The sequence below is a fragment of the Arthrobacter sp. SAFR-044 genome, from assembly GCF_059414985.1.
The window spans coordinates 44,999-62,440 of the sequence record NZ_JBPFDN010000010.1 but is presented as its reverse complement, the minus strand read 5'-3'; the positions used below and the strand labels follow the sequence as shown (position 1 = coordinate 62,440).

Annotated in this window: 18 protein-coding genes; 9 read left to right on the top strand and 9 right to left on the bottom strand. The window is 66.1% G+C overall.

Translation table 11 applies throughout. The features are described from left to right. Positions 1-84: 84 nt before the first annotated feature. On the bottom strand, positions 85-570 hold the full coding sequence (rraA, locus tag ACR65J_RS15740) for a ribonuclease E activity regulator RraA (RefSeq protein WP_440170754.1): 486 nt from the start codon (positions 568-570) through the stop codon (positions 85-87). A 120-nt stretch (positions 571-690) separates the two neighbouring features. On the opposite strand from rraA, the gene ACR65J_RS15735 reads away from it, so the two are divergent. The 5 genes from ACR65J_RS15735 to ACR65J_RS15715 all read left to right on the top strand — a co-directional run bounded on the left by ACR65J_RS15735 (position 691) and on the right by ACR65J_RS15715 (position 5,236). Further along, the gene (locus ACR65J_RS15735; RefSeq protein ID WP_440170751.1) at positions 691-1,974 is read left to right on the top strand and encodes an MFS transporter; all 1,284 of its coding nucleotides are present in this window, start codon (positions 691-693) and stop codon (positions 1,972-1,974) included. Between the two features lie 138 nt (positions 1,975-2,112). Continuing rightward, positions 2,113-2,721 carry a TetR/AcrR family transcriptional regulator gene (locus tag ACR65J_RS15730; RefSeq protein ID WP_440170748.1) on the top strand — a complete coding sequence of 203 codons (609 nt, stop codon included), beginning with the start codon at positions 2,113-2,115 and terminating at the stop codon, positions 2,719-2,721. Between the two features lie 276 nt (positions 2,722-2,997). Continuing rightward, positions 2,998-4,197, top strand: coding sequence for an NAD(P)-dependent malic enzyme (locus ACR65J_RS15725; RefSeq protein WP_440170746.1), 1,200 nt, complete (start codon positions 2,998-3,000; stop codon positions 4,195-4,197). 102 nt (positions 4,198-4,299) lie between these two features. Then, a complete protein-coding gene (locus tag ACR65J_RS15720) occupies positions 4,300-4,803 on the top strand; it encodes a DUF456 domain-containing protein (protein WP_440170743.1) in 504 nt (167 codons plus the stop codon). 40 nt (positions 4,804-4,843) lie between these two features. Then, positions 4,844-5,236 carry a nuclear transport factor 2 family protein gene (locus ACR65J_RS15715; RefSeq protein ID WP_440170741.1) on the top strand — a complete coding sequence of 131 codons (393 nt, stop codon included), beginning with the start codon at positions 4,844-4,846 and terminating at the stop codon, positions 5,234-5,236. 11 nt (positions 5,237-5,247) lie between these two features. Here the strand turns inward: ACR65J_RS15715 and ACR65J_RS15710 are convergent, their stop codons facing one another. After that, a complete protein-coding gene (locus ACR65J_RS15710; protein WP_440170738.1) occupies positions 5,248-5,523 on the bottom strand; it encodes a hypothetical protein in 276 nt (91 codons plus the stop codon). A 94-nt stretch (positions 5,524-5,617) separates the two neighbouring features. Here ACR65J_RS15710 and ACR65J_RS15705 point away from each other — a divergent pair, with 94 nt between their 5' ends. Further along, complete coding sequence (locus ACR65J_RS15705; protein ID WP_440170736.1) at positions 5,618-6,595, top strand: hypothetical protein; 978 nt, start codon at positions 5,618-5,620, stop codon at positions 6,593-6,595. Here ACR65J_RS15705 and ACR65J_RS15700 read toward each other — a convergent pair. After that, a complete protein-coding gene (locus ACR65J_RS15700; RefSeq protein ID WP_440170734.1) occupies positions 6,592-7,245 on the bottom strand; it encodes a LysE family translocator in 654 nt (217 codons plus the stop codon). The two genes, ACR65J_RS15705 and ACR65J_RS15700, sit on opposite strands and share 4 nt — an antisense overlap. A 106-nt stretch (positions 7,246-7,351) precedes the next feature. On the opposite strand from ACR65J_RS15700, the gene ACR65J_RS15695 reads away from it, so the two are divergent. After that, entirely contained in the window at positions 7,352-7,807 is a 456-nt protein-coding gene (locus ACR65J_RS15695) for an Lrp/AsnC family transcriptional regulator (RefSeq protein WP_440170732.1), read from the top strand. Positions 7,808-7,820: 13 nt separating this feature from the next. Here ACR65J_RS15695 and ACR65J_RS15690 read toward each other — a convergent pair whose 3' ends face one another. Next, positions 7,821-8,279, bottom strand: a complete 459-nt coding sequence (locus ACR65J_RS15690) for an Lrp/AsnC family transcriptional regulator (protein ID WP_440170991.1) — start codon at positions 8,277-8,279, stop codon at positions 7,821-7,823. Between the two features lie 324 nt (positions 8,280-8,603). Between ACR65J_RS15690 and gluQRS the strand changes: the two genes are divergently transcribed. After that, on the top strand, positions 8,604-9,485 hold the full coding sequence (gene gluQRS / locus ACR65J_RS15685) for a tRNA glutamyl-Q(34) synthetase GluQRS (protein WP_440170730.1): 882 nt from the start codon (positions 8,604-8,606) through the stop codon (positions 9,483-9,485). On the opposite strand, the gene ACR65J_RS15680 is transcribed toward gluQRS, so the two are convergent. The 3 genes from ACR65J_RS15680 to ACR65J_RS15670 form a co-directional block, all read right to left on the bottom strand. After that, positions 9,486-10,031, bottom strand: coding sequence for a flavodoxin domain-containing protein (locus ACR65J_RS15680; protein ID WP_440170728.1), 546 nt, complete (start codon positions 10,029-10,031; stop codon positions 9,486-9,488). A 52-nt stretch (positions 10,032-10,083) separates the two neighbouring features. After that, positions 10,084-11,400 (bottom strand): ATP-binding protein, encoded by a 1,317-nt coding sequence (locus ACR65J_RS15675; protein WP_440170725.1) that lies wholly within the window; start codon positions 11,398-11,400, stop codon positions 10,084-10,086. A 120-nt stretch (positions 11,401-11,520) separates the two neighbouring features. Further along, positions 11,521-12,468: an L-lactate dehydrogenase gene (locus ACR65J_RS15670; protein ID WP_440170723.1), complete on the bottom strand. Its 948-nt coding sequence runs from the start codon at positions 12,466-12,468 to the stop codon at positions 11,521-11,523. A gap of 85 nt (positions 12,469-12,553) precedes the next feature. Between ACR65J_RS15670 and ggt the strand changes: the two genes are divergently transcribed. Beyond that, positions 12,554-14,386: a gamma-glutamyltransferase gene (gene ggt / locus ACR65J_RS15665; protein ID WP_440170721.1), complete on the top strand. Its 1,833-nt coding sequence runs from the start codon at positions 12,554-12,556 to the stop codon at positions 14,384-14,386. An 87-nt stretch (positions 14,387-14,473) separates the two neighbouring features. On the opposite strand, the gene ACR65J_RS15660 is transcribed toward ggt, so the two are convergent. Both ACR65J_RS15660 and ACR65J_RS15655 read right to left on the bottom strand, forming a co-directional pair. Beyond that, a complete protein-coding gene (locus ACR65J_RS15660) occupies positions 14,474-15,988 on the bottom strand; it encodes an amino acid permease (RefSeq protein ID WP_440170719.1) in 1,515 nt (504 codons plus the stop codon). A gap of 26 nt (positions 15,989-16,014) precedes the next feature. Next, positions 16,015-17,436: an aspartate ammonia-lyase gene (locus ACR65J_RS15655; RefSeq protein ID WP_440170716.1), complete on the bottom strand. Its 1,422-nt coding sequence runs from the start codon at positions 17,434-17,436 to the stop codon at positions 16,015-16,017. Between the last annotated feature and the right edge of the window lie 6 nt (positions 17,437-17,442).

Genomic DNA, 17,442 nt, shown 5'->3' with positions numbered 1-17,442 from the left:
GTGATAGTTGCTTTCAGTAACTATCTTACTGGTTCTTTTGTTCCCCGGCCTGCCTCTTTTGCTGCGGTACCTTTTGCCCTTCCTTTACGGCTCCACGAGGATGCCGTCCGGGTCGCACCAGACGGTGGCTCCGGGACGGAACGTCACGCCGTCGATCACCACGTCCACGTCCACCTCGCCGGCGCCCGCTTTCAGGCTCTTCCGGGGGTTGCTCCCGAGGGCTTTGACCCCGAGGTCCAGTGCAGCGATCGCCAGCCGGTCGCGGATGGCGCCATTGATGACGACGCCGGCCCAGCCGTTGGCCACGGCGCTTTCGGCGATCATGTCCCCCATCAGGGCAGTGCCCAGCGAGCCGCCGCCGTCCACCACCAGTACCGCCCCGTTCCCCGGGGAGCCCAGTATGGACTTCACCAGGGCGTTGTCCTGGAAGCAGCGGATGGTCCGGACCGGACCACTGAAGTGGGACCGGCCGCCCAGCGACTGGAACTGCAGGGACACTGATGCCAGTTCGTCGTCGCGCTCGTCATAGAGATCGGCGGTGTTAACAGCTGGGGTGGATGGTGCGGTCACAGGGCTCTCCTCGCGTAGTGGTGGAATATGCACATGCGGCGCCTTGCGGAGGGCGGCGCGTTTACCGCCCACGATAGTCTGGTCGCACCGCCAACCGGCCCGCACCAGGGGGAGCACGCCATGAGTCTGTCCGATACGCCCGCGCCGGACGGCACCTTCGCAGGCAAAACCCCGACGGCGGCGCTCGCCGAGCCGGTTGAAAGGGTCACCGCCCGCTGGGTCACCGGGCTGGTGCTGGTGAACGTGGGCATCAACGCCGCCTTCTTCGGCCCCATCAACGTCTTCATCGGCCAGCAGGCCATCAGTATCGATGCACCTTCCAAGGAAGCCATCCTGTCCCTGGTTACGGCCTGCGGCGCCGCCGTGTCGCTGGTGGCCAACCCCCTCTTCGGTGCCCTGTCGGACCGGACCACGTCACGGTTCGGGCGGCGGGCGCCGTGGGTGCTGGCCGGGGCAGTGCTTGCCACCGCGGCGCTGCTGGCCATGTCCTTCTCGGGTGCCGTGGCGCTCATGGTTCTCTTCTGGTGCCTGGTGCAGCTGGGCGCGAACGCCGCCTACGCTGCCATCACCGCAGCAGTCCCGGACCGTGTGCCGGTGGTCCAGCGCGGGGGAGTGGGCGGACTCGCGGCAATGGGCCAGACCCTCGGCATCCTCGCAGGGGCGGTCTTCGGCGCCGTGGTTTCAGGGAATTTCATGGTGGGCTACTGGCTTTGCGCGGGGGCGCTGCTTTTGTCCGTGCTGCCGTACCTGTTCCACCGGAACGACCCCGCACTTCCGAAGGATGCCCGCAGCACGTTCCGCTGGAGCGGTTTCCTGCGCGGTTTCTGGATCAGCCCCCGGCGGTACCCGGACTTTGCCTGGGCCTGGCTGACCCGTTTCCTGGTAAACGTGGGCAACCAGCTGACCATTGTCTACCTGCTCTTCTTCCTGCGGGACGTCATCGGTCACGAGGATCCGGCCACCGGTGTACTGGTCTTGACCGGTATCTATGCCGTGATGGTGATGATCACTGCCGTAGCCGCAGGACCGTGGAGTGACCGGGTGGGGAGGCGGAAGCCTTTCGTCATCGGATCCTCGGCAACCATCGCCATGGCCGGTGCCATCATGGCGTTCTTTCCTGTGTGGCCCGGGGCGCTGGCCGGTGCCGCCGTCCTGGGCATCGGGTTCGGCGCCTACCTGGCCGTGGACTTTGCGCTGCTGACCCAGGTCCTGCCCTTTGCCGCCAGCCGGGGCAAGGACATGGGGGTCATCAACGTGGCCAACTCCCTGCCGCAGGTGGTCGCTCCGGCACTTGCGCTGCTGGCCGTGAACTACGGGGGCGGCTACCGGACGCTGTTCCTCACCGCAGCGGTCATTGGCCTGCTGGGCGCCGTCTTCGTGGTGAAAATCAGGGGCGTCGACTGACCCCTGGGGCACCTGAAGGTAAGGCCGCTGACTAATGATGGCGCGTGCCCGTGCCGTATAGTTGAACCGGGCTGCAGGGCGGTACGGAAGTGGGGGCGCTCCTGGCCGCAGTCCCTACGACACAACCCCGGAATGCTGATGCCCGAGACTTTTTCAGACCATCCGCCCATGGCCGCCAGGCCGTCCGCTCCACGCCAGCGCCTCCGCTACGCACGGATCCTCGACACCGCTGCGGGGTTCGCCCGCACGGGACTCGACGCCGTGGAGCTCTCCGAGGTCGCGGAAAAAGCAGACGTACCGCTCGGCACCCTCTACCGGTATTTCCCCTCCCCCACCCATTTGATGCTGGCACTGTACCGGCAGCAGCTGGACGAACTGCAGGCGGGCTCCCGCGGTTCGTCCCCCCGCTTCCGGGGACGGGCGCTCTCCAGCCTGCTGATGGAGATTTTCCATATGCGCGTCATGCAGCCCGCGGTGGAGCAGTGCCTCAGCCGTGGCGTGTACCTGCCGGAAAAGGACACCACGGAACTCCTGCGCGAGATCGACGCACTCAGTGAAAAGCTCGTGGCCGGGGCGTGCGGTGACGCGGTGGGAGCGCGGGTGCTCCTCCTGACAGTCACTGGTCTGGTCCAGTCCGTTCGCAACCGCCGCCTCTCCCTCTTCGAGGCAGAGGAAGACCTTAAAAAGGCCTGCGGCCGGCTCTCGCCTGCCGCCGAGTCCGGGTTAACAGTGAGTCGATCTGCGTAACTGGTCTAGACCAGAACAGGATTAAATCCGCCATAATCGCGTGATGCGGACCACAAAACCCGCTGCCAAAACGTTTTTTCTACGCTTACGCTTGTCAAGAGGTGCCGTCAGCCCTGCTTGAGGCTGCCTACCATGGAGGCACCGGAGCGGCAGGGCGGAAACATCCCCGGCGTTCCCACGGACCCGCCACCCCTGGGTTTCCTGTCGCACTACTTTCCATGCTGGCCCCCAGCTCCACGTGCCGTGCGCCCACGGCAAGCACCAGGAGACAACGACGTGTCCATTGACGCAATCACCGCCACCGACAATTCAGCAGCCACGGCCCTGACCGAAGACGAGATCTTCAGCGCCCACCAGGGCGGCAAACTGTCCGTCACCAGCACTGTTCCGCTGTCCAACAAGCGGGATCTGTCCATCGCCTACACGCCCGGTGTGGCCGAGGTCAGCCGCGCCATCCATGCCAAGCCCGAACTCGCCCGCACACTGACCTGGGCCGAGCGCCTGGTGGTCGTTGTCAGCGATGGCACCGCCGTCCTGGGTCTGGGCAACATCGGCGCCAGCGCCTCGCTGCCCGTCATGGAAGGCAAGTCCGCCCTGTTCAAGACCTTTGGCGACCTTGACTCCATTCCCCTGGTCCTCAACACCACCGACGTGGACGAGATCGTGGAGACCCTGGTCCGCCTGCGTCCCAGCTTCGGTGCCGTGAACCTTGAAGACATCTCGGCGCCCCGCTGCTTCGAGCTTGAGGAAAAGCTGATCGAAGCCCTGGACTGCCCGGTCATGCACGACGACCAGCATGGCACTGCCGTGGTTGCCCTCGCCGCACTGACAAACGCGGCCAAGGTGACCGGCCGCGGGCTTGAGGGGCTGAAGGTAGTGGTGTCCGGTGCCGGTGCGGCGGGGATCGCCGTCGCCGAAATCCTGCTCGCAGCCGGCATCACCGACGTGGTCCTGCTCGATTCCCGCGGCGTCATCAACAGCAGCCGCCCGGACCTGGCCGCTGACACGGCGGGCAAGAAGGCTGACATTGCCGGCCGCAGCAACCCCCGCGGCATCACGGGTGGCCCCGCCGAAGCGCTGGCCGGTGCCGACGTCTTCATCGGCGTCTCCTCCTCCAAGCTGGACGAGGCCCACCTGGCCACCATGAACCAGGACGCCATCGTGTTCGCGCTGTCCAACCCGGACCCCGAAGTCCTGCCCGAGGTTGCCGTGAAGTACGCCGCCGTCGTGGCCACGGGCCGCAGCGACTTCCCCAACCAGATCAACAACGTCCTGGCGTTCCCCGGCATCTTCCGCGGGGCCCTCGACGCCGGCGCCCGCCGCATCACCCCTGCCATGAAGCTTGCCGCGGCGCGCGCCATTGCCGGGCTTGCCGCCGAGGACCTGTCGGCCGACTACATCGTCCCCAGCCCGCTGGACCCCCGCGTGGCCCCGGCAGTCACCGCGGCGGTCGCCGCAGCGGTGGAAGCGGAGTAGGGCTCCTTCCTTCCGGAACCCACGACGGCGGTGCCTCCTTTGCTGAAGGAGGCACCGCCGTCGGGCGTTAAGGCGCTGATCCGGCCCCCTAGACTGGGCAGCATGAGCTCCGAAACCGTGGTGACCATCCTGTGCGGCCTGGCGATCCTGGTGGGGGTAGCCGGCACGATCATTCCTGTCCTGCCCGGGAGCGTGCTGATCGGTGTAAGCCTGCTGGCGTGGGCCATCTGGGGCGGTGCCGGGACTGCGGGTTGGGTGGTGTTCGCGGTGGCCATGATCTTTGTCGCCGCTGGAATGACGGCCGGTGCCGTCCTTACCGGCCGGAAACTCAAGCAGCACGCCATTCCCAGCCGCAGCGTGGTGGTGGCTTTGGTGGCCGGTGTGGTGGGGATGTTCATCATCCCGGTGGTGGGCCTCTTCGTTGGGTTCGCGGCGGGGCTGCTGGCCAGCGAGTTCCTCCGCACGCGGAATTTTACGACGGCGGCGAGGTCCAGTTGGGCCGCCCTGAAGGCCACGGGCCTGGGAATGCTCGCTGAATTCGGGCTCGCGTGCCTGGCCGCCAGCACCTGGGTAATCGGGGTGTGGATAGCCGCCGCCAGCGGGTGACGCCATTGCCCCCGGACCATTGCGCGGGTACAACCAAAAGATGACTCAGCCACCTTCAGCAAAGGACCCTGCTTCAGCAAGGGAATACGTCCGCGCCTGGATGGAAAAGTACCAGGCGGCATGGACCAGCAACGGCGCCGACGACATCCGGGCCCTTTTCGCCCCTGATGCGCTGTATGAAACCCGTCCCCACGATCCGGAACCCTGGCGGGGCCAGGAGGGTATCGTCGACGGCTGGCTCGCCGCACGCGACGAGCCAGCGGACTGGACGTTCAGCTGGGAGCTGCTTGGATGCGACGGCAACACCGCCTTTGTCCAGGGCGTCACCTCCTACTCGGGCGGCCGGCCCACGTATGACAACCTGTGGGTTATCAGGTTTGACGGGTCCGGCCGGGCCGCCGCCTTTACCGAATGGTTCATGGCCAGGAGTTGACCTCCCGGCTCTTAGAGCCCCAGCCCGCCGAGCTTGTCGCCCAGGCCACCGGGAAGTTTGTCGCCGAGTCCGCCGGGAAGCCTGGAGAGCAGTTCTGCCGGGTTAATGCCAAGTTTGGAGAGCAGGCCCACGTGCTGTTCGGTGTCCACCTGGTCCGGAAGTTCCGATTCTGCCTGCGCGGCTTTGTCCTGGTCTCCCTGTGAACGCAGGAGTTCAAGGATCTGGTTCTTGTCGATCTGCATGGGTTTCTCCTTGCCGGAAATCATCTTGATAAGGGTGCTTGCCACCCTTCCTGAATATGGTGCCGGGGACAAGCCCCTGGCCTTGGTGCGTGTTCAACTCCCGGGGACGGGGCAGTGTGCTCACGGTTAGCATGGAAAGATGAGCGCCGGGGAGACTGCACGGATTTACTGGGACAGCCGCGACCTCACCCCTTTCGGGCCGGCCCAGCTGCGCACCCCTGTCCACGACCTCGCCGGGGGAGTGGGCGGCCTGCTGACCGGCGTCCTGGGTGGGCGCAACCCCGCGCTGCTGTACATCGACGGCGAGGTGCCCCGGCTCAAGCGGCTGATGCCCAAACCTGCCAAAGTGGTGCATGAAGCGGTGTTTACCAGCCGCGAGCCGGAGCGCCTGATCACCCTGGCGCGCGCCTACCCGGGATGGGCCGGGCTCTGCTACCTGATGGCCGGGCTGCTGGTGTACAAGCACGGCGGCTACCTCCGCGCTTCCGAACTCCTCCAGCGCGGGCTGACCACCAGGAATGATGACGAAGCGAACCGCTACTCCTCCACCTACCTCACGCGGATCGTCACCCGGATCGAACTGGCCGAGCGGGTGGAAATCCCCGTGCTGTTCAGCGAGGAATCGGTGTTCCTTGCCCTGGCCCACTCGTTGCGCGAGACCGGCCGCACGGAAGCCGCGCTCGACGCCCTGACGGGGCTGCCGCCGTCGCTTCCCATGGCCCTGGCGCGCTGCTCCCTGGCCCTCAGCCTTGGCCGCAGCCGCACCGTCATCGACTGGACGGAGGGGTTGCTGAATGCGGACGATCTCTCCGCTGCCCTGTTGCTGGTCCGCGCCCGGGCCCTGCGCAGGGAAGGCCGGCTGGACGCGGCGCACCAGGCGGTCGCCGAAGTCCTGCGCCGCCGCAAGACGCACCTTGCGCTGCGAAACGACGCCTTGACGGACCGGGCGCTGCTGGTGTTGGAATCAAGCCGCCGGTCCCTCAACCCGCGCGATTGGGGACGCCGGCGCGGGGATGCGGAACCACAGCGGGAACTTGAAGCGCCGGCTCCCATCCGCAAGGACGAGGAGATGCGGCGGATCTGGGAGCAGGACTGGAAGGAGCTCAGCGGGGACTAGGACCCTGGCTGGGCGTGGCCGGCCAGGAAGGGCAGCAGCTGCTCGCCGAGCAGCACGGTCCCCAGCGCCACCATGATGATGCCGCTGGCCAGCGTCACCGCACGCGCTGCCCCGGGCCTGCTCTGCAGCAGCGTGCGCGACAGCAGGGCCACCACTGTGTAGACCAGGCCCGCCAGCGCTACGAACGTCATCCCCAGGAGGCCCGACTGCACCGGCACTGGCAGCGAGGCGTCGGTGCTCACGAACTGCGGAATGAGGGCAACGTAGAACAGCAAGCCCTTGGGGTTGATGCCGCTGGTGCCCATGCCCTGCAGGAAGGTGCGCAGCTGTGTTCCGGGACCGACGGCGGCATCCGCACTGAAGCTGGCGGCGCGCCATGACCGCAGCGTTCCCACGCCGAGCCACAGCAGGTAGCCTGCGCCTGCCAGGGTGATCCAGCCCAGGACTCCGGGCGTTCCGGCCAGCACCGCAGCCAGGCCTGCCACCAGCAGGGCGGTATGGAGGACGTAGCCACCGCAGAGCCCTGCGACTGCGGGGACGAAACTGCGCTGCCGGAGACCGGCAGCGATGGTGTAGGCCCAGTCCACTCCAGGCGTGCAGGCCAGGGCTGCGGCCACCACCAGGAAGGCCAGGAACAGCTGCGGATTCATGGGTTTCTCCTGTCGAAGGGCTCTCAGGAGCAACCATAGGGAGAATCGGGCCAAAAGTGCTGTCCTGTTTTCGCCCGCCCCGCTGTCCGCACAGTATATTTATTGCGTGCTGGATCGAATTGATAGAAATATTTTGCGCCACCTCCAGGAGGACGGCCGGATGACAGCCACCGCCCTCGCCGCAAAGGTGGGATTGACGGTGGCACCGTGCCACCGTCGGCTGCGGGAACTGGAGCAGTCCCGCGTCATCCGCGGGTACAGGGCGGACGTTGACCCCGCTGCCGTGGGGCTGGGCTTCGAGGCGATCGTTTTCGTCACGCTCCGCCAGGTGGACAGGTCCACCATGGAGATCTTTGAAACCCGGGTGGCGGAGAATCCCAACGTCATCGAGGCGCAACGGCTTTTCGGTTCGCCGGACTACCTGCTCAAGATCATCGCCGCAGACCTCCCTGCCTACCAGCGCTTCTACGACACCGAACTCACGTCCTTGCCCGGCGTGGAACGGTTGACCTCAACGCTGGTCATGAAGAACCTGAAATCCAACGCGGGCCCGCCAGTGTAGGGGCTGCCGGCGGCTATTCAGCGAGCAGGCCGGTGGTGCGGTACGGGATGACCTCGCGCAGGAACATGCTGGTGGACGTGCGGACAATGCCGGGGCAGAGGCGGATCTCCTCTGAGACTCGGTAGAGGTCGTCCGGGCTTTTGGCAACCACGCGGATGAGGAGGTCGGTATCCCCGGCCGGTGCGTGGCACTCCAGGACTTCGGGGATCTTGCGCAGTGCGGCGATGGCCTCGTTCAGGTGGCTCTGGTCCAGTTCCGCGCTCACGGCTGCGGCGACGCCGCGGCCAAGGGCCGATGGCAGCACTCGGCTGCTGTTGGGGCGCAGGGCACCTGATGCCGCCATCCGCTCCATCCGCGACTGCACAGTCCCGCGGGCCAGGCCCAGCTTCTGCGCCAGCACCATGACCGGGATGCGCGGGTCTTCGTCCAAGGCGTTCAGGATGCGCTTGTCCGTGGCGTCCAGTTCCTGCAATCTGATCACTTCCTGCCTGCTTTACTGTCACGAATTGACCAGAATGACTAATTCAAGTCCTGCTTGTTGTTCCAACTGTATGAGGTCTGCTGAAATAGTGGCAACAAGGGCAAAAGCTACCGCTGGCCCCGCAGGCTACAGGATCCCCGGAACACCACCCGGCCCCTGGACACCGCTTCCCGCAAGGAGGCCGCCGCTGATTGAGGCTTGTTCACACCATGCTCACTCTGCAAACACGGCAAGAGCCCCTGAGCTACCGACGTCGGAATTCCGCAGTCATCGGTAGCTGAGGGGCTCTTGTGTTGTTCGGTCTAGGGTGGGTATATGACCTCCGCAGGCCGCTTCGCCCCCAGCCCTTCCGGCGAACTGCATGTCGGGAACCTGCGCACCGCCATCCTTGCCTGGCTCTTCGCCCGCTCCACCGGCCGGACGTTCCTGCTGCGGGTGGAGGACCTTGACCGTGCCCGCGCGGGAGCGGAAGCCGTGCAATTGCGTGACCTGGCCGCCGTGGGTGTCACCTGGGACGGTGACGCGGTCCGGCAGACGGCCCGCGGCCCCCTCTACGCTGGGGCGATTGCCCGCCTTCAGGAGGCGGACCTGACGTATGAGTGCTTCTGCACGCGCCGCGAGATCCAGGAGGCGGCGTCGGCACCCCACGCCCCGCAGGGCGCCTACCCCGGGACCTGCCGCAACCTGGACCGCGCTGAACTGGAGTTCAAGCGCTCCATCCGGCCCTCGGCCCTCCGGCTGCGCGCCGGGGTTGCGGAGTTCACCGTCAACGACGTCCTCCATGGCCGGTTCACCGGCGTGGTGGACGACTTTGTGCTGCGGCGCAACGATGGCGTCACAGCCTACAACCTCGCCGTGGTGGTGGACGATGCCGAGCAGGGGATAGACCAGGTAGTTCGGGGTGATGACTTGCTCCCGTCCACGCCGCGGCAGGCCTACCTCGCGTCCCTTTTGAATATTCCCACCCCGGAATATGCGCATGTTCCCCTGGTGGTGAACCACGACGGCGCGCGGCTGGCCAAGCGCGATGGGGCGGTGACGCTCACGGACCTGGCCAAAGCCGGGGTGCCGGTGGAGGAGGTCCGGGACAGGCTGCTTGCCTCCGTTGGCCTGCCGGGCGGAACGCTCGACCAGGCGCTGCAGGCGTTCCAGCCCGCCGCCCTGCCCCGGGAACCGTGGGTCTGGCCTGGAAGCTGACTACTCCCCGGCCGGTTTGCGCTCGAGATCAGCCACGAATTCCTCCGCGAACCGCCGCACGCCGTCCCACTCGGTGTAGATGTAGTCGCGGCCGGTATCGGTGTCCGTGCTGCCTTGGCTGCTGACGATCTTCTTCATCAGCATGCGCTTGAGGAACCCGTACTCCGTGTAAAGGAGTGCGCCGCCGAACAACGCCACCTTTGCCGGGCGCCAGCCGGTTGCGTCCTCGAACTCGGCAACGTACTTCTGTGCTTCTTCCGGGTCTGCGTCGGCGGACATGCTGACGGAAAACAGGGCAGCGTGCAGTTTCTCCAGCGCCTCCCGGTTCCTGCGGACAAAGTCCGCGACGTACCCTTCGTGTTTTCCGGCGTGGATGGAAGCGCCCACGATGACGCCGTCGTAGCCGTCCGGAAGGTCGTGGTCTGCGTGCTTGAGGTCCAACGTCTCCGCCTCATGGCCGTGGGCTTGCAGCACATCGGAGATGTAGTCGGCGATCCGGGCCGTCTGGCCCTCGGTGGTCCCGTAGGGGATCAGAATCTTTGCCATGCACACCACTCTGGCGTCCCGGCAGGACACCGCACAGGGGCAAAGGTCCCAGCTAGACCCGCCCCAGCGCCTCGATGTCCTCGAGGAAATCGGCTTGGACCTCGGGACTCACGGTGGTCCGGGTATCACCGATGGCGTCGAGGTAGTCCTGGGTGGAGGGACCTTTCCGGACCGCCTCGCGGACCGACACGTCGCCGCCCGAGGCCAGCCCGCCGTCGTCGTACACGGCTTTTTCCAGTGCGCGCTGGGATGCGCTGCGGGCGGCGTACTCAATATCGGCGGGGGAGAAGCCCTGGGTCCGTTCCACCAGGAGCTCCACGTCCACCGCGTCCACCACCGCGGCAGGGATGAACCGCTGCCACATGGCTTCACGGGCCTGCCGGTCCGGCAGTCCGATGGGGATGACGTAGTCGAACCGGCCGTGTCGCAGGAAGGCCGAGTCCAGGGCGCGGATGAAGTTCGTGGCGCAGACCAGGAGCCTGCCGGGTTGTTCGCGGAACGCCGGAATGATCTTGAGCAGCTCGTTGGTTACGCCCTGCAGCGGCGACGGCGGATCCCCGGCACGCTGGGAGGCGATCTCCTCCACCTCGTCAATGAACACCACGGCGTGCTCCAGCTCGGCGATTTCCAGGAAGGTTTCGCGCAGCGCGCCGGCCAGTCCCTGGGGATCGCCGGCCAGGCGGGAGGGGAACACTTCCACGAACGGCCATTCGAGCCGGGAGGCGATGGCCTTGGCGAAGGTGGTCTTGCCGGTGCCGGGCGGACCAAAGAGAACGACGGCGCGCGGCGGCACCACGCCGAATTCATCGGCCAGGTCCGCCTCGGCGAGCGGAAGCACCAGGCGGCGTTCGAGCAGTTCCTTTTCCTTGCGCATGCCGGCCACGTTTTCCCACAGGTCGCGTGCCAGGACGCGGCCGCCGAGCTGGCCGAGCGCGCCGAGCTCCTGGCGCTGCACCGGGATGGTGCGTTCGAAGTAGCGGAGGTTCTTCTTGAGCGCGAAGCCGCGGCCCAGGAACGCCTCCACCCGGGTTTCGGATTCCGGCATCAGGGCCGAGAGTTTGTTCAGGCCGTGCGGGGCCATGCGGTTTTCGACGGAGGCGAGCAGCGAGGTGCCGATTCCGCGGCCGCGGTACTCGGGAAGGGTGGCCAGGAAGACGATCCAGCCCTGGTCGTGGGCGGCGCGTCCGACGGCGGCACCCACCACCTGATCACCCTGGACGGCCACTACGGCATGGTCCTTTTCGCAGGAAGCCAGGACTTCGGACAGGGCATAGACGGGTTCGACGTTGTTGGCCTTCAGCGTCTCCCACAGGTGCAGGATGCCGTCCAGGTCGGCCGAATGGAAATCCCTGATCCGCCAGTTGGTCATGGGTCACTCCTGTTGGTTCGTCGTTGAGCCAGCCGTGTACGAGTCAGCATTTGGCACGTGGAACTGAGCTTATGCGAACACGCCACCGGGAGGGTTGCCGCGGCGTTGCATGACGCCTTCTCAGAGCCCCAGCGCGTCCATGGTGTTGCGCAGGGTGTCCGCGGAATGCCGCAAAGCCGCCAGCTCGCCGTCGTCCATGGGTGTTTCCAGGACGCGGTGCACGCCGCCGCGGCCCACCACGCTGGGCAGGGACAGGGCAACCCCGGAGATCCCGTGAAGCCCCGACAGGACCGTGGAGACCGGAAGGACGGCGTTGTCGTCGCGGAGCAGGGCCTCCACAATGCGGGCACCGGAGAGGCCGATGGCGTAGTTCGTGGCCCCCTTGCCGGCGATGACCTTGTAGGCGGCCTGCACCACTTCCCTGGCAGTGTCGGCGAGGTATTCGGGCATGAAGATCCGCTCGCCGCCTTCTGTCCACTCGCGGATCGGCACCGGGCCAATGGTGGCGCCGGACCAGAGCGGGAACTCCGTGTCGCCGTGCTCGCCCACCATGCTGGCGTGGACGCTGGTGACCGAAACCCCTGCCCGGCGGGCCAGCAGCCAGCGCAGCCGGGACGTATCCAGCACCGTGCCGGAGGAGAAGATCCGTTCCGGAGGCAACCCTGAGATGCGCTGGGCCGCCACGGTCAGGACGTCGCACGGGTTGGTCACCAGGACGTAGACGGCGTCCGGTGCCCGCTCAAGCAGCGGCGGCATCAGCTGTTCCAGGATCCGCACATTGGTGCCGGCCAGGTCCAGCCGGCTCTGGCCGGGGTTCTGTTTGGCACCAGCCGTGATGACCACGACGTCGGCGCCTTCCGTCACGGCGATATCCCCGCCTCCTGTGACGGTAGCCGAGGCTGCGGCGAACTGGCTGCCGTGGGCGAGGTCCAGGGCTTCCGCCTCGGCCTTGGGCGCGTTGGCATCGAACAAGGCGATGTTGCTGGCGGAGCCACGGATCAATGCCGCGTACGCCAGCGAGGTGCCGACGCTCCCGGCACCCACCACCGCGAGTTTGGATCCTGGCACGGAGTCCCTCCTTCCCGGATTCGTTGAGTGTGTCCTACCCGAAGAGTAGCGTGGCCCACATCACTCGACATCCCTAGGAGCCACCATGCCACATTTCGGACGCCGGCTCGCAGCTGTTACTGCGGCACTGGCGATGAGCGTTACCACCGGGGCCATCAGCCCCGCTTCGGCCGATCCCCGCCATACAGACAAGGACCCCACAGCCACCGGCTATGGTGGCGCGGTCAGCACGGTGGACCCGGAAGCATCAGCGGCAGCCATCGAAGTCCTCCGCAAGGGCGGAAACGCAGTGGACGCGGCCGTCGCCGCCGCAGCCACCCTTGGCGTCACTGAGCCCTACAGCGCCGGAATCGGCGGTGGCGGCTACTTCGTTTACTACGACGCGAAGAACAAGAAGGTCAGCACCATTGACGGCCGGGAAACCGCGCCGGCAGGGATCAAGCAGGATGCGTTCATCGATCCTGCCACCGGCGAGCCGTACCGGTTCACGCCGGAGCTCGTCACCAGCGGTGTCTCTGTAGGTGTTCCCGGTACGCCCGCCACCTGGGAGCGCGCGTTGAAGCGTTGGGGCAGCTTCAGTCTGGAGGATGCCCTGGAGCCTGCCATCGAGGTCGCTGACCGCGGTTTCGTGGTAGACACGACCTTCCGTCAGCAGACGGAAGACAACCAGAAACGGTTCGCAGCATTTACGTCCACCAAGGACCTGTACCTCCCCGGTGGGCAGCTTCCCGCAGAGGGCTCTATTTTCAAGAACCCGGACCTTGCAAACACCTACCGGCTTCTAGCCGACAAGGGCATGGACGCGTTCTATGACGGACCGCTGGCGAAGGAAATCGCCAAGACCGTCCAGAACCCGCCCAAGTCTTCGGACACAGCGCTCCCCGTCCCCGTCGGCTCCATGACCGAGGAGGACCTGGAGCACTACAAGGTCGTGGAGCAGAAGCCGACGCACGTAAACTACCGCGGCTATGACGTCTACGGCATGGCACCCTCCAGCAGCGGCGGGACCACCGTGGGCGAGTCGCTGAACATTCTGGACGTGTTTGACCTGCCGGCATTGAAGGACGAGCCGGCCGTACTGCACCACTACCTCGAGGCCAGCGCCCTGGCCTTCGCGGACCGTGCGAAGTACGTAGGTGATCCGGCCTTTGTAAAAGTGCCTACCAAGGCTCTGACTGATCCCATCTTCGGCAAGGAACGGGCCTGTGAACTGGACCCCCTGACGGCAGCTCCCAAGCCCTTGAAGACGGCTGGCGATGTCTCCTCCTACGACGGCTCCTGCCCGGTGGATCCCGCTTCTGCCGCCGATGAGAAGGACACGGAGAACATCTCCACCACCAACATGACGGTCTCGGACAAGTGGGGCAACGTGGTGGAGTACACGCTGACCATTGAGCAGACCGGCGGTTCCGGCATGGTTGTTCCCGGCCGCGGGTTCCTGCTCAACAACGAGCTCACGGACTTCTCGACGGTCTACAGCGCCACGGACCCCAACCGGATCGAGCCGGGCAAGCGGCCGCGGTCGTCCATGTCGCCCACCATCCTCCTGGAGGACGGCAAGCCCTTCCTGGCGTTGGGCTCCCCGGGTGGCTCCACCATCATCACCACGGTTCTGCAGACCCTGGTCAACCGCATTGACCTGGGGATGAGCACTCCGGACGCCATTGCGGCTCCCCGTGCGTCCCAACGGAACACTGCCAGCGTCACTGCCGAGCCGGCATTCATCGACAAGTACGGCGCTGAGTTGACTTCCCGGTTTGGTCACACGCTGGCAAAGTCGGGTGACTCGTTCACGTCCGCTGCGGAGATCGGGGCAGCCACGGCCATCGAGTTCCTTGAGGACGGGCGGGTGCTGGCTGCCGCTGAGCCGGTGAGGCGCGGCGGCGGCTCCGCCATGGTGGTCAAGCTGTCCAAGTGACGGGCAGGAACTGCCGTTAAACCCGACGGCGGCACCTGGGTTCTTCAGCAAAAGAACCCAAGTGCCGCCGTCGGACGTTAAGCCCAGCTACTTCTTGAAGGTGTCAGCCGGTGCGTTGGCGACCACGGGCGACGTTCCGGTGAAGCCTTCGCGGGTTTCGGCGATTTCGCGGATGCGGTGGCGGCAGGCGTACCAGCCAACGACCATGAGGATGGAGGCGATGGCGGTGACGAGCATGGTCAGGGGGGAGTCGATGAAGACCATGACCAGGACGCCCACCAGGAAGACCAGCGACAGGTAGCCGGTGTAGGGGGCGCCGAACATCCTGAAGGAGGGGCGCTCCACCCAGCCTTTGTCGGCCCAGCGTTTGAGCTGGATCTGGCACAGCACGATGGTGGCCCAGGTCATGATGATGCCCACCGAGGCGATGTTCAACACGATCTCGAACGCCTGGGCCGGAACCAGGTAGTTCAGCGGAACACCCAGCAGGGACACTACGGCGGTGATGGCGATGCCGCCGTAGGGGACACCTGCTTTGTTCATCCGGGAGGCGAATTTGGGGGCGGAGCCGTTGACGGACATGGAGCGCAGGATGCGTCCGGTGGAGTAGAGCCCGGCGTTCAGCGAGGACAGGGCGGCGGTGAGGACGACGAGGTTCATGATGACGTCCACGCCCTGCACCCCGATGGAGCCGAAGAACGTCACGAAGGGGCTGACGCCCTTCTGGTAGGACGTGAACGGCAGAAGCAGGGCCAGCAGGATCACCGAGCCGACGTAGAACACGGCGATGCGGAAGACCACGGAGTTGATGGCCTTGGGCATGATCTTTTCGGGGTTCTCGGTTTCGCCAGCGGCGGTGCCCACCAGTTCGATCGAGGCGTAGGCGAACAGGACGCCCTGCATGAGGATGATCATGGGCAGCAGGCCGTTGGGGAAGATGCCGCCGTTGTCCGAGAGGAGGTTGATGCCGACCTGCTGGCCGTCAACGGGGGTGCCGAAGATGACGAAGTAGGTGCCGATGATCAGGAACGCGACCAGGGCGGCGACCTTGATGAGGGCGAACCAGAATTCCATTTCGCCGAAGACCTTCACCGAGACGAGGTTCAGGGCGAGGACCACGATGAGGGCGGTCAGTGCCCAGGCCCACTGCGGGACGTCGGCCATCCAGGGGACGTAGTTGCCGAAGAAGTGCATGTAGAGGGCGGCGGCGGTGATGTCCACGATGGTGGTGGTGGCCCAGTTGATCCAGTAGAACCAGCCGGAGACGAACGCGGCTTTTTCGCCGAAGAATTCGCGGGCGTAGGAGACGAACGAACCGGACGAGGGGCGGTGCAGGACCAGTTCACCCAGGGCGCGGAGGATCAGGAACGCGAAGAAGCCACAGACGGCGTAGGCGATGACCAGGGACGGGCCCGCGGCGTTCAACCGGCCGCCGGCGCCCAGGAACAGGCCGGTACCGATCGCACCGCCGATCGCGATCATCTGGATCTGCCGTGGCTTGAGGTTCTTGTGGTAACCCTTGTCCTCCGCGTGCAGGGAGGTCTCTGACGCATGCGCGTGGCCACCGTCAATCAAGTGGTCAGGAAGCGGGGTATTTGTCATGGGGTGTCCTTTGGGGGATGTAGGGACTACTTGCTGAGGTTTGCCAGGCGTTCGGGGCTGAGGAGTTCCTGGAGCTGGGCATCGGTGAGGAGCCCGTGTTCCAGGACGAGCTCGGCCACGCCCTTGCCGGTGGCAAGTGCTTCCTGCGCGATGGCGGTGGCGGTGGCATAGCCGAGGTGGGGATTCAGGGCGGTGACCAGGCCGATGGATTGCTCCACGGTGCGGCGCAGGTGGTCGGTGTTGGCGGTGATTCCCTGGATGCAGCGGGCCGTAAGGGTGCGGCAGGCTGCCTCGAGGTGGGAAATGCTCTTGTGGAGGCTGTGGACGATGATCGGTTCGAAGGCGTTGAGCTGCAGCTGCCCGGCCTCGGCAGCCATGGTGATGGTGACGTCGTTGCCGATCACCTCGTAGGCCACCTGGGAGACCACCTCCGGGATGACCGGGTTGATCTTGCCGGGCATGATGGAGGACCCGGACTGGACGGCCGGCAGGTTGATTTCGCCGAAGCCGGCGCGCGGGCCGGAGGAGAGCAGGCGGAGGTCGTTGCAGATCTTGGACAACTTGACCGCCACGCGCTTGAGCACGCCGGACAGGTGCACGAACGCGCCCACGTCCTGGGTGGCCTCGATGAGGTCGACGGCGGTCACCAGCGGGAGTCCGGTGATCTCCGCCAGGTGCCGGCAGGCTGTATCGGCGTAGCCGGCAGGGGCGTTCAGCCCGGTGCCGATGGCGGTGGCGCCGAGGTTGATTTCGTGGATCAGCAGTTCGGCTTCGGCAAGGCGCAGCCGGTCCTCGCCGATGGTGACGGCGTAGCTGCCGAACTCCTGGCCCAGGGTCATGGGCACGGCGTCCTGCAGCTGGGTGCGGCCCATCTTCACCACCGTGCGGAATTCCATGGCCTTCGCGGCGCAGGCATCCTCAAGTTCCTCGAGTGCTGCCAGCAGTTCCCGGGCGGCGAAGATGGTGCCCAGCTTGACGGCGGTGGGGTAGACGTCGTTGGTGGACTGGCTGAGGTTGACGTGGTCGTTCGGGTGCAGCCGCGCGTAGTCGCCCTTGGGGTGACCAAGGATTTCCAGGGCGCGGTTGGCGATGACCTCGTTGGCGTTCATGTTCGACGATGTCCCGGCACCGCCCTGGACCACGTCCACCACAAACTGGTCGGCAAGGCGTCCGGCCATGACATCCTGGCATGCCTGCTCGATCGCATCGGCGCGTTCGGCATCCAGCAGGCCGAGTTCGCGGTTGGTGCGGGCGGCGGCCAGTTTCACCGCGGCAAGCCCGCGGACCAGGTGCATGTTGGAGGACAGCTTCTGGCCGGTGATGGGGAAGTTCTCCACGGCGCGAAGCGTGTGCACGCCCCAGTAGGCGTGCGCAGGCACGTCCCGGTCGCCGAGCAGGTCGTGTTCGGACCGGACCTGGGCGGGTGCGGCGGTTTGGGTGGCAGTCATGGTGTC